Raw genomic sequence first — 13,839 nt, forward strand, 5'->3', positions numbered from 1 at the left:
AACAAAGCACCGACTCTTTTGCGGTGACTTTTAATTATAAATTCACTTTCAGGAGGACTTGATCCATGAGACAGGTACCTATATTAACGCTTTTATTTTCTTTGCTTTTCCCCTCAGATAAAGGAGGACTAGCATGAAAATACATGATTTTAAACGTAAAAAGCAGCAACAATCCAAAATTAGTATGATCACTTGCTATGATTATCCCTCTGCTCGAATTGTTGCTGAGTCTCATATCGATTGCATTCTAGTAGGCGACTCTGTGGCAATGGCTGTTCATGGCTATGAAACAACGGTGATGGCAACCATGGAAATGATGGTATTGCATACAAAAGCCGTTGCTCGCGGTATTGGCCAACAGTTCCTAATTAGCGACTTACCATTCTTAGGACATCGGGTTTCCAAAGCCGATACTATTCAAAATGTACGACAATTACTGCAAGCAGGCGCCCATGCAATTAAAATTGAAGGTGCCGATGCAGACACCTGCGAAACGATTAGCTATCTTGTAAATGCCGGAGTTCCTGTCATTGGTCACATCGGTTTAACGCCTCAATCTATTCACCAACTTGGTGGATATAAAGTACAAGGAAAAGATGAGGAGCAAGCCCTATCCCTGATAGAGCAAGCCCTTAAACTAGAGTCTTGCGGATGTTTTGCGGTTGTTATTGAATGCGTTCCACAGCAATTGGCAACAACAATTACTCAAAATCTTTCCATACCTACTATTGGTATTGGCGCGGGGGTAGGCACTGATGGTCAAGTGCTGGTTTGGCATGATCTTTTGGGATTACAGACTGAGTTTAGACCACGTTTTCTAAAGCAATATGCTAAGGCAAAGGAAGTCATATTAGCGGCCATTAATGAGTATGCGCTACAAGTACAACAAGCTCAGTTTCCATCCATCGAGCATGCATTTTAAAAGACAATCTCTCTGAAATGACCGTTCTTTTAACTTAGAGAACGGTTCAACAGTCCGTTCAAGGAGCATTCATGCAAATTTTTCACGATATGAAAGACTGGTTAGCCTTCCGTCGTTCTATGTCGCCTAAATCCATAGGGTTTGTGCCCACAATGGGAAACTTACATAAAGGCCATGCCTCTTTATTTCAGCAAAGCAAGTTAGAGAATGAATATACTATTGCCAGTATTTTTGTTAACCCTACTCAATTTAATCGCTCCGATGATTTTACGCATTATCCCCGCACAATAGAGGCCGATCTTGCTTTATTGAAAGAATTAAATGTGGATTATTGTTTACTTCCCACGGAAAATGCTGTCTATTGCGATGGTTATCGCTTTCAAATTCAGGAAACCGAACTTTGTCAACTCATGGAAGGGAAACACAGACCAGGACATTTTACCGGTGTTCTCACCGTAGTGATGAAATTGCTTAATCTTGTTAAACCTCATCAGGCATATTTTGGTGAGAAGGATTATCAGCAGTATTTATTAATTCGAGAAATGGTCAGCGCTTTTTTTATGGAAATTCATGTAAAATCGTGTCCCACTATTCGCGAACAAAGTAGACTCGCTTTCAGCTCTCGTAATAATCGCTTAACACCAGAGCAACGTATAGAGGCAGATAAATTTGCAAGAATATTTCATCAACCACAGTCTTCTTGTGAACTGATCGCGAATGAATTAAAGCAAAATAATATTCATGTTGAATATATTGAAGAATATCAGGGACGACGCTACATTGCCGTGACAATTGGTCAGATTCGTCTAATTGACAATTATTCTCTTTAAGCCATTAGGAGACTTGCATCTCCTAATTCTACCCTCGTTATAAATTAGCTTGAATCCTTGAGGAGACTATCGAATCGTAAGTGTAACATTGCATGTGAATAGTTTGTACCTTTCTTTTGACATTGGTCACCATTGCATTTTCATCATTTTTGCGACTCGATATCAACATTTTTGTCTCAACATAATTGCTGCAATACTTAAGAGCGCCCTCAACTGTCTCGTCTTTCAACCATGCCTTAAGCGCATCTGATTTATTAAAAATAGCAATACCTGCATCGGGATCACAAAAAATATATTGTCCATCATGTTTGATTAACGCCATCATGTGATCTTGAGTTGCTGGTCCCGCTTTTTTTGCGTCAACACTTAAAATCACATTCAGTAAAATAATCTCATTTTTATCGCCATCATTTGTCAACGTATTTGCTATATCATTGATATCATGTCGATACTCCTCACTCTGAGGATAACCTGTTTGACTAATGTGTAACTTGTCCCGAACCAATCGGGTAAAAAAATACTCAGGATCTTGTTCATAAAAACATTGGTTGATAATGCACTTCTCAGGAGAGGGAAGAAGTACTGATGGGCTTCTTTTAAAAAAATGAAGGGAAGGCGAGGCTTGAAAAATTAATCGCTCCAAAACAGACGCAACAGTTCCTGCGCATGCACCAGTATAAGCTTCATAAGGAAATTTTTTGTCATGAGTCGCTCGGATTTGTTTCTTTGGGAAAGGAATATATTGGCCATTATGTTTCTCAACATATTGAAAATCTGCCATACGTTGTCTCCTGTAAGCCTGTACGTTTAAAAAGAATAAATCATTAAATGAAAAAACCGCTGATAAGATATCTATCCAAAGAAACAAGAAGAATACAGGGTAACCTTCCTGTATTCCTCTTTAAGGGAATTAACCACCGGCATTGGGGCCGTTCTTAAGAACTTCTTGTTTTAAGTCTTCAACGACGGTCTTAGCTTTTGCATTACCAAAAAAGGTTTGCGTCACGTCGCCGACTAATTTCTTAATTCGATCGCTCTCTCCCTTGAAATTAGCACGATGTCTACTTGCCTCTTTAAGTCCAGTCAGCCATATATCCACCGAGGGTTGGCCTCTAAAGCTGGTCTCGTAACAAGAATTAGCTCTCCACTGGGTGGTCCAACCACCCCAAAAACCCGTTTTCTCCATTTCAAGACCTGGCTTAAAGACTGCCGAAGCAACTGCAACTGCCTCAGGAGGAAATTGAAATCCTGACACTTCTTTACCGACTAAAACCATAGCAGTCCATAAGTAACGTAGTTCTTCTGGATTAGGTCCTCGCATAATAACAGGGTCTTTTGCAGTGGGTGGTTCAACAAACTCTGACAATAAATGTGTCGCCACAGCCAAGGCATACTGTACACGAGCGGCAATTAATTGCGGATCACGAGAATCTGGCCCCTGCGGGAATTTACTCACTGTAATAGTTATACTTGGACGATACCCTTTAAGCGAATCGCCATAGAGCGGGCTATCAAGATTTTTTGCACGATCTTCAATAAAGTAGCCACAAAATTGATCGTCAGGATTAATAATATGCTCACGAAAATAATTTTGTTTCGCTGACTCAACGACCTGATAGTGTGCAAGACCGGTATTACTCGATATCTCGGTAACATTTCCCTCCACATTCGATTCATATCCTGCTTGCAAATGAAGTGCTCTCTCCTCTTGTGAATAATCACGGTAATCACTGGAAAACGATGAAAATTTTAACGAGTATTTTTCATCTTGAGCATATTTGAGGGTTTTTCGAATGCCTTGTCTCAATAGAGGATTCGAAGCTGCTGGATCACCATTTAATAATTTGTATAAAGGCTCATACAAATCAAGTTGCCCTTGCACTCGCTGTAAATAACGAGTTAATAATGCACGGCGACTTTCAATGTCACTTCTCTTTGGCGAGTTCTCTGGCAGATGTTCTATTTCCTCGATTGAGGGTAAACTACGGAATTGATGTTTTAGCTCAATACTTAGTGGTTTTAAGTAATCAACAACTACATTACATCCTTCTGCTAACCTTTCATAATGAGGAGCTAATTCATGGGCATTCTTTTTGAGTGATGCTTGAAACGCTGGACTAAACCAGTGCAGAGGTGAAATCTGCACCAGGTAATTGAGCTCATTAGTGATTCCTTTATCCAATGTGTCTATTTTATTGAGATTATTGTAGATCCGTCTCAATTTTTCTCTGTTTTCCCCTAATACTGCTTTATAGTTACGTTCTAACAGTTCCGTTTTAATTTCAGAGCGTTCCTCTTGTAACTGTGTTAATCGTTCATCTGTTGCATCGGCAATCAGTAAATAATCGTCGTGCTCTAAAACTGCCAGATACTTTAAATCTAGACCCAGTTTTGCTAAATCTTCATTGCTTGTAGCATGGCTGATTGCTGTTAACAAATCATCATCAATACTTCTTGCAAATTTAGCTTTCAGAGCAGTAATCGCTTTCCTGCGTGCAAGTTCACGGGGATTCTCAATAGGAATCTCTGCGTGCGCTAGTTCATCTTCACGACGATGCACATCTTCCTCAACACGTAAAACCTCTTGATGAAGCGCCTCGACCTCAGCAGCACGCTCTTCGACCTGTTGCTCCCGCTCTGCGACGCGTTGCTCGCGTGCTTTAACTTTAGCTTCTTGAATTTCCATTTCCTTACGAAGGCGTTTCATTTCTTCCAATATTCGCCTCGTTTCCAGCTGTGCTTCTTCCGCACTTTTTTCAGCTTGTTTTTGCTTTGTCTCTGCTTCTTGAGCTTTATACCGCTCTTCTTCTATTTGTTTTTTTATTGTCTCTAATTCCTGCGAGAACCGGATATGCTCAGACTCTAAAAATCTCTTTACGTCTTCAAGCTCACCATTTTTAGTCTGCAGTTCTTCTGTTTGCGATTTAAGAGTCGCCTGTAAGTTTCCAAGTTGTTGCGACAGCTCCTGGAGTTTGGCTTGTTTATCTACACCGGCCTTTGTCTCTACATCCAACTTCATTTGAAGTTCGCTAATAGTACTTTCTGAGAGACGCTTTGAATCAGAGAGTTCTTTTTGTAACTTTTCTTTTAACTGTTTGAGTTCAGCAGATTCTGTCTCAAGTTTCTTATAACTTTCCTCCTTCACCTTAAATTGGAGGTCTTTTTCTTGAAGACTGCTCTGCAATTGTTGCACTTCCTCTGTAACTTCTTTTAAAGAAACACTTAGTGAATTTAGAGTGACCTGATAAGATTTTTCAGCTTCAGCTAACTTTTGTTTTACCCCAGCCACATCTCTTTCAGCGCTCTGTTTCGTTTCTTCAATTTGTTTTTTAAGCAGAATTTCTTTCTCAAGAAAAGCAGTTGTAGTATTTTCAATCTCTTGCTCAAGTTGCGAAGTACGAGCACTTGCTTCCTGTAGTTTTTCCTGAGTCTCTTGCAAGCCCTCTTTGAGTGTTACAACCTCGCTCAGGTACTTCTTCAGTTCCCTGTCTAATGTTTCACTATTCTCTTTGTATTCTTTGACTCGTTGTTGCAACTCGCTATTTTCCTCACCTAAACGCTTGTTGAGTGTCTGCAACGACTCTAGCTCTTGCCCTAACTTTGTTTTCTCATCACGCAATGCGTCAAGTTGCTTCCCTAATTCTTGTAAGTCAGACTCTTTGCCTTCTCGGGTTTTAATCTCTGCTAACAGTTTTTCTTGTGTCTCTTTTTCGACACTCTTCGAATGCTTTAATTCCTCTACAAGACTATTCTTATTCTCCTCAAGCTCTTTATATTGAGCCTCAAGCTGACGATAACTCTTTCCTTTACTGTCTAACTCACTACTCTTTTCTTCCAATTCCTGCTTCAGAACGTTTATGTGACTCTCGACCTCTTTTAGCGCACACACTAACCTTTCTTGCTCTTGCTGGTGCTGCTCTTTAGCTTGGCGAAGCTTCTCTTCAGCCGCTTTAATTCCACTTTCAGATGTCTTCTTCGTTTCTTCAATTTCTTCTTTAAGCGAAGCTTCCTGCCTATCATACTCGTCTTGCTTCGTCTTAATCTCTTCCTCAAGTTGCGAAGTACGAGCACTTGCTTCCTGTAGTTTTTCCTGAGTCTCTTGCAAGCCCTCTTTGAGTGTTACAACCTCGCTCAGGTACTTCTTCAGTTCCCTGTCTAATGTTTCACTATTCTCTTTGTATTCTTTGACTCGTTGTTGCAACTCGCTATTTTCCTCACCTAAACGCTTGTTGAGTGTCTGCAACGACTCTAGCTCTTGCCCTAACTTTGTTTTCTCATCACGCAATGCGTCAAGTTGCTTCCCTAATTCTTGTAAGTCAGACTCTTTGCCTTCTCGGGTTTTAATCTCTGCTAACAGTTTTTCTTGTGTCTCTTTTTCGACACTCTTCGAATGCTTTAATTCCTCTACAAGACTATTCTTATTCTCCTCAAGCTCTTTATATTGAGCCTCAAGCTGACGATAACTCTTTCCTTTACTGTCTAACTCACTACTCTTTTCTTCCAATTCCTGCTTCAGAACGTTTATGTGACTCTCGACCTCTTTTAGCGCACACACTAACCTTTCTTGCTCTTGCTGGTGCTGCTCTTTAGCCTCTCGCAGTTCTTCTTCGACAGCAGCAACGCTACTCTTCTCCTTTTCAATTTCCTGCTTTAGCAAGGTTTCTTTTGCAAGATAATCCTTGGTAGCCTTTTCAGACTTTTGTTGAAGTTTCAAAGTAAGAACACTTGCTTTCTCTAATTGATCCTTCGTCTGATGCAATGTTTCTTTAAGTTCAGTTGCCTCAACTTGTTGCTGTTTGAGCGTACTTTCTAACCTTTGCTCTTTCTCAGCATATTTTTGTACTTTCTCTTTCAGATCTCTAGCATCTCTTTCAAACTCACTTGCAACCTTATGCTCTTCAGTTAACGCTTTAAACAATTCTTCAAAATCAGAAGATTGTCTTATGACTTCAGCAAACACTCCTGAAATTTCTAATTGGGTTTTTTTATCAATTTCGACAGGGATTCTTGAAACTTCTGTAAGCAACTTCTCATAAAAAGTTCTGGCAACATTGTCTTGAGAGGCTTCTTTTAGTGTTTTGAAAAGGCTTTGTTTGAACGGTATAGATAACGCTTCATTTTGTAAAAGCTTATTAAGTTCTTCGAAATTTTTTGTATCTTTTGCTTGCTCAATAAGCCAATCTTTATTGATTAAAAGAGCGACTACCCGCGCTTGCTGCTGTTCTATAGTTGCTGTGGCAAAATTACTACAGATAGTGTCAAGCAACATTTTGACAACTACAAAATGCTGATCACTATTTGTTTGTTGACTCAGGAAGTTTTTAAGAGGATTAACGGGATGCGGGTTACTCAATAGCTGAACCAAAATATCATTGCTATTTTCAGTAGTTTCTTTAATAAAATTAATAAAACGACTGAGATGCTCCAGTTGATTTAATTCAAGCATGTAATTTAGGAGATTTTTTCCATTCGCGTCGGTTTCGGACAAAACTTTTGTCCAATCCTCAAAATCAATTGCTTTGCCCAATTCGAGCAATTGAAAAACACCTGCAAAATTTGCTTTTGCTGCCGCGATCAACAATGGATTTCCATCTGAAGATAACAAAAATTGCTTACCAAGCTCCGGTTGATTAGTTAGCGTCTTCCATTTAATGGCAGCTAAAGTGGCCTCATTATTGAGGAAAAGATGATAGGGTGATAAATATTCCGGTGGCAGTTTTATCCCCATAATTCTTGCTGCGGTTACAGGAGAGGTGGCATGCAGTCGCGCTTTTTCAATCTGTTGAAATAATTGCTTATTTCCTAATACCGCACAAAAATGTAGAGCCTCGTCGATGATATTTTTATCATTGTTCTCATCAGGTAACAATGTTAAAAGTCTAGCTAATAACTTTGGATTATTATTGCGAATCGCAATATGAAAACAAGACGTTGACCACCTGAGATGTGACGCATTGTGAGCTTGTTTAGGACCGGATTTATATTCAATAAGTGATAAATCAAGAATTGCCGTTGGAGTAGCTCCTGCGCGAGTTAATGCGTCTACTAAGCTACCAAATACCTTTGTTAATCCCTGTTCAGCGGCATAATGCAACAACCCGTCCTCAGAAACAATCTTGATAAAGTCTTCGTTCTTATTCTCAGGTATCTTAGCCAATAAGCTGATTAAAATTTCTGTTTGGTGCCGAGCAATCATGTCCTTAAAAAGATCACGGGCTGGTGCTTTTTCTCCGATAAATTTGTCAACAAACGCGGATTCGCTAAACGTCTTTTGAAAAATTTCTACGACCTGTTTTTTCTGCTCTACAGATGAAGGATAGGTGCACAATATTTTTAGTTGACTAGGTCCATCTTCGGGGAAAGATTTTAATAAATCATCTGCAGAGACTGGTCTTTCATGGATTGCCTTTAAAAGAGAGTGTAATACTTCTTGCTTTAGAAGACCCTCTTGGTAATTGGTATCTTTAATTTTTTCATAGTTTTGTAAACAACGCTGGGCAGCATCCAACTGTTTAGTCAACTCTTGTTTATTGAGTCCCTTACCTGAAGCAATGGCGTTATACACCGTACTTAAAATCGTCTCAATTTCCCTGGCAATTTTTGTTTTAGACTCATCCACGTCCTTGTCGCTTGCCAAGCTCCGTTGCAACTCCTGGAGTCTACGAAATAAATGTAAAGGCTCGCCCTCGCGTTGATTTGAGGGAATAAACATAACGGGGGTTGGATGAGTAGCTACAACACCAGTATTGAATGCAGAACTATCGCTTGGATTACGGCATGCAAAAAATTCAGTAAATTTTTTGTCATCAATAATTACTAGTTTTTCATGCGGAGGAAGTCCCTCTAACGCTAAGATACCTGGAATAACGTAATCAGCAACCGCCCGTCCTTTCACCAAAGCAAAGTAGGCTTCCAGATTACAGATCCCAAAGGTCATTGCGGTTAATGCCCAATCGTCCGAGGTAGGATCGTTTGCCTCAAAAACCGTATTAAAATCAGAATTATACACACCAGCGGGTTGGGATTGCTTTTCTCTATTCTTGCCTAATACTTGAGGACTAATGTAGGGTAAAGTTCCATTACGAGCCCCATGTAGAATTTGTAAAGTTGGATTTATTCCATAGACGATTTTAGAACCTTCTTCTATGCGTACAAAACGACCATTTTTATCCGTACACTTATTGTCCTTTAACTCAAAAGTAAGTCCCTCACCGAATAATTCAACAAAGATTTCATCAAGTTTTTCTTTTTTTCCAGTATACTTTTGCACAAATCCGCCGGTAGCCCAATCGATATAACGCACTTCGAAGCTGCCATCCGCTTTACGTTTGTAAATAAAATTTTCTGGTTTAATGTCGTTATGGGCAAAACCCAGCTGTTTAGACTCTGCAGTGGAGCCTAAAGTTTGAAGTTTATAGGCTTCGCTGACTAATGCTTGTGATAAGGCAAGCATGTCGGTTAAAGCGTCTAGATCATTGGCTTTTCGCTGAGTAGGATCGTGGTAAGCCAGTCTATCCTTGGGATAATAATTTAAGTCTTTATTCGCTTTGTCAGCAAAGGTCTGTCCCTTGGCCCGTGCAGTTAGCAGACGGTATTGCTGCAAAGAGCCGTCTTGTGCATATAATTCTCCTTTGAATCGGGGTTTATCCATTTCAAGCCAATATTGAGTTTCTCCTACAGTTGCGTTTCCACTGGCCTTAGCAACAGCGGAAAGATTCTGCATAAGATCTCTTTCAACACGATAGTAGGGATCTTTGCGAGCAGTAATTGGACGGGTTCTTTGTTTGCTGCGACTTTCATCGGTAAACGGTTCCGTATCCAGTGCATAGCCTTTTTTAGTTACCTGGTTTAATCCGGACAACAAACTTTCCACCTCTTTGACAGAACCGTATTGTCCCACACCTAACAATCTGGAATGCGTAAAAAGACGTCCTTTTTTCTTGCCTACTCCTGCATAGGCCTCATCCAAACCCGCAAAGGGAGCGATAATACCTCGACTACCCCCATAGGAAAAAATAAAATCACTTGCACCTGGGGGTTTAATGAGTGAATAAGGTAACTGTTCTGTCTTTAAGTCAAGAGTAAATTGGTGTTTCTTTCCGTGGATATCAATAAGAGTGATAGGTTCTTTTGCCTTAAGTCCATGAGGAATTTTAAACTGTACCTCATGCATAGACAGCGATATCTTAGAAAGTTCTCTTGCTATTTGCTGGATTGCATCAAAATAAGCAGCTTCTTCCTTAGGCGTTAAAGCCGGAAGCCCCTTCTCAGTACGCTCAATTAATTTGATGATTTCTCTAGCCATACCGCGAACATCCGCTTCCAATCGGCTAAATTCTGTTTCAGAGGACAGCCCCAGAGTTTGAGACATTCCTGTGTATTCTTCGACAAAGAGTTTAGTTAGTTCGTTCTCTTTCTCGGTTGCAGACTTGGTTGATTTTAATAGGTCATTTAGAGTATTAAGTTTTTCTTTTCTTTCTTCGGAGAAAAGCGTTTTTGCTTTTTGTAATATAGGTAAGGCATGACTGGGAACATTAATTGCATTTAGAGCAGCTAAACGCTCATAAGCGCCTTTAACAGCATCCTCTAAACCCTCTATTTTTACTGCATTCTTAAATTGATTGGCTCCTATTCTTTTAAGAGCCTCCTCTAGAATTTTTGAGTTATCCGTGACCGTGTGAATTGGAGCAATAAATTGCAGCTCCAGTAATTTGCGGAGTAAAACTTCTTCGTCATTACTTAATTTTAAGTCCGCTATTTCTTTAACATCTTCACGCTTAAAGGCTTGTTCTAATAGTCCCAACTGTCGGCTGCATGCTTTTTCTAATTTCTCGTTCCCAAGAGTTTTAATCTGGTTACGAATTTCTGCTAAGGTTTTGCCACGTAGCGTAATAGCTTCTATACCAGGAACTGCGCTCTCAAGTCCTCTTAAGGTTTTTAGCAATGTCGTGGATTCAAATCCGATCCCTCCCGTGCTTAAAATATTCTTACTAAGGGTTTGACCATCCAGGGATGTATAATAAAAATCAACCTGAATGAATCCATTAATAATTTTAAATGTTGGGGTAGTAAATTTTTCTTTTAATTCATGGGAGACAGTTTCTACCATTTTACTCAGGGCGTCTGTATTTTTTGCGAACACTCCACTGTTACCAATTGGAAATAATTCCGGTCCATTCTTCTTGGGTTTTCGAGTTACTTTTACAGCATCAATGACAGCCTTTAACCTTCTCTCTGCAAGAGAAAAATCGGGTGAAGATTCATCCGTTTTTTCGAATTTAGAATTAATTAGAAAATTTTGCTGGACAAGCATTGAGAAAACGTCTTCAGAAACACCACGTACCGTAAATAATTCGGTATCGCGAATATTTCTGCCCCAGAACAAATCCCGGGCAAGGTTGCTTTGCACTTGGCCTACATATTCCCGGCGGTCTTCTTGTCCAAAGCGCAGTTTGTGAAAAAGGGCCTTTTTGGTTTTTAAAGCCTTAATCTTGCTATCGTCATTCCAACTATCATCCTGAGTAATATTCAGTTTGTTTTCGATTTGTTGCAGTAAATCAGCAATATTTCGTCCCTTTGTATCCCTGTATTCACTTAAATTATCAATAACGTCGGACACACCAACATCAAGAAGCTTGTCGCTTAATAAAAGAAGGAACTCTTGATATTGAGCATAGGATGATAATTTTTCTTTAGCCTTTATGCGCTCACAATCTCCCCGGACAATTTCAAAAATTCCCATGTGAATGAGCGTTTGCGCCTGATTACGTAATTGAATATCCGTTTCACGCTCGTAAATTACCAATGCCTGCTTTATCATTTCGCGGATATCATCAAAAGATAAAGTCTGCAACTGAGTTTCTTGTTCTCGTTGAGTCAGTTTAAAAAGAATTTCTGTGTATAAGCGGGTTTGTTGTTGCTTAATTATGGTCGGTGCATCCGACAATGTTTCAGCCAAGTGCCTAATATTTCGGAAATTTATTGCGAAATCTTGAATAAAGGCTTCATCGATGACTACTTTAGTCTCTAACTTAAAAGGGGGAGCTTCGGCAGCTAAATTCTCCAGGACTTTTAGTTGAGCCTTTATTCTTAAGGCAGCCTCATCCTGTTTTTGTTTATAAACAATGAGTTGTTTATTGCCTAAATCGCTATCCTGAATCCGCTGTGGTAAAAGAGCTTTCCTGTCTTCAATTTCTTTCAGCTCTTGTTGCAATTCTTGATAGGCACAGGATAATAAAGCTTGTCTTAGAAGTCGGGCTGACGATTCAGTAAAGTTAATAGCGCCAATCCCAGCGATAAATTTTTTACAGTGGGCCATGAAAAATTCTTTTATTTTCTGCAGATAAAGTAATCATAGCGCCCAAACATTAAGAAACAATTAAGATAAAATTTTTTTTTAATAAAACTAATAAATTAGCCCTCAAAATTAACTTCAAATTTATCTAATAGTTCGATAAACAAACTATAAAAATTTATTGCGCCTCTGATTGCTTGTTATAATGTGCCAAAGCCGCAGCAATAACCGCCGCTTTATGGTGTGGTAATGACTTATTAGAGTACCGTAACCATTCAGGATGAGCCTCAATCAACCCGGTGGTCAATAATCCCTCTTGAAACTCCTTTGATTTCAACATTTCTAAATAAAAAGGAATGGTGGTTTTTACACCAAATACTCGCATTTCCTCCAGTGCTCTTCGAGCACGACGTAAGGCAGAAGGCCAATCAAGGCTCCAAACCGTAAGCTTTGCGCAGAGAGAGTCATAATCTGGTGGGATAGTGTAGCCAGTATAAATTGCACTATCGGTACGCACCCCCGGGCCGCCTGGTGCATAATAGCGAGTTATACGGCCAAAACTTGGCAGAAAATCGTTTTGTGGATCTTCTGCATTAATGCGAAACTCTATAGCAAAACCTCGGCGTTCTATTTGTTCCTGCTTGAGGGTCAGTGTCTCACCGGCTGCTATACGAATTTGCTCCTGCACAAGGTCAATGCCTGTAATCTGCTCCGTTACAGGATGTTCTACCTGTAGACGTGTATTCATTTCTAAAAAATAGGGCTGATTTTTCTCATCCAAAATGAACTCCACTGTACCCGCATTTGTATACCCTACCGCACTAGCGGCCCTTACTGCATAGTCGTATAAAAGCTTGCGCGTTTCCTCATTTAATTGTACTGACGGGGCGATTTCCACTAGCTTCTGATGACGGCGTTGAATAGAACAATCTCGTTCAAATAGATGCAAAATAGTTCCGCTATTGTCACCTAGAATTTGCACCTCAATATGACGCGGATTGAAAACGAATTTCTCCATAAAAATATGGGCATTACCAAACGCTTTACTCGCTTCTGATTGCACACGAGCATATTGTTGTTTGATTTGCTCAGCATCATGGCATAGACGAATACCGCGTCCACCGCCGCCAAAGGTCGCTTTAAGCATCACTGGATAACCCAATTTTTCGGCACAAGCGATAGCCTCATCAATCGTTTCCAAGTTACCGTCACTACCTGGAATAACTGGAATACCGGCCTTTTGCATGGCAAGTCTTGCAGCAACTTTCGACCCCATCGTGGCAATCACTTTGGCAGAGGGACCAATAAATACTATCCCCGCTCGTTCACAGGCTGCTGCAAAATCTGGATTTTCTGATAAAAAGCCATATCCTGGATGAATAGCCTCACAACCAACTGCTTTCGCACACTCAATGATTCGATGACCATTTAAATAGGCTTCCAGAGGTTTCTTGCTCAAACAATGAGAGTGAGAACCACGCTTAACATGTAATGCATAGCGGTCAGCTATGCTATGGATAGTAACTGCCTCAATTCCCATTTCTTTACAAGCGCGAACAATGCGTAGTGCGATTTCACCACGGTTACTTACAAGTATTTTTTTAAACATCCATGCCTCTTATGCTTGTGGTTGTGACTTTTGTCATTTTTTACAATATTCTTGCATTATTACCCTTCTTTCATTGCTTGTCATTCCTTTATAGCCAGCAATGCACCTATAATATCAATGCAATCAGGAGCTAACTTATTGTATTATTTATTTAAAATAAAGGTGAAGTAGCCCCCTTTTCCTC

The 13,839-nt window shown here is 39.9% G+C and carries 5 protein-coding genes; 2 read left to right on the plus strand and 3 right to left on the minus strand.

Annotated features, from left to right (window positions below; genetic code table 11):
- Positions 1-133: 133 nt before the first annotated feature.
- Positions 134-922: a 3-methyl-2-oxobutanoate hydroxymethyltransferase gene (gene panB / locus LHA_RS13735; RefSeq protein WP_045107045.1), complete on the plus strand. Its 789-nt coding sequence runs from the start codon at positions 134-136 to the stop codon at positions 920-922.
- 71 nt (positions 923-993) lie between these two features.
- On the plus strand, positions 994-1,752 hold the full coding sequence (gene panC, locus LHA_RS13740; protein WP_045107046.1) for a pantoate--beta-alanine ligase: 759 nt from the start codon (positions 994-996) through the stop codon (positions 1,750-1,752).
- A 37-nt stretch (positions 1,753-1,789) separates the two neighbouring features.
- Here panC and LHA_RS13745 read toward each other — a convergent pair whose 3' ends face one another.
- The 3 genes from LHA_RS13745 to LHA_RS13755 form a co-directional block, all read right to left on the minus strand.
- On the minus strand, positions 1,790-2,533 hold the full coding sequence (locus LHA_RS13745; RefSeq protein WP_045107047.1) for a hypothetical protein: 744 nt from the start codon (positions 2,531-2,533) through the stop codon (positions 1,790-1,792).
- 129 nt (positions 2,534-2,662) lie between these two features.
- Positions 2,663-12,070, minus strand: coding sequence for a coiled-coil domain-containing protein (locus tag LHA_RS13750; RefSeq protein ID WP_045107048.1), 9,408 nt, complete (start codon positions 12,068-12,070; stop codon positions 2,663-2,665).
- 154 nt (positions 12,071-12,224) lie between these two features.
- Positions 12,225-13,655 (minus strand): acetyl-CoA carboxylase biotin carboxylase subunit, encoded by a 1,431-nt coding sequence (locus LHA_RS13755; RefSeq protein ID WP_045107049.1) that lies wholly within the window; start codon positions 13,653-13,655, stop codon positions 12,225-12,227.
- Positions 13,656-13,839 lie beyond the last annotated feature (184 nt).

The sequence above is a fragment of the Legionella hackeliae genome, assembly GCF_000953655.1.
In the GTDB taxonomy this organism is placed as follows: Bacteria; Pseudomonadota; Gammaproteobacteria; order Legionellales; family Legionellaceae; genus Tatlockia; species Tatlockia hackeliae.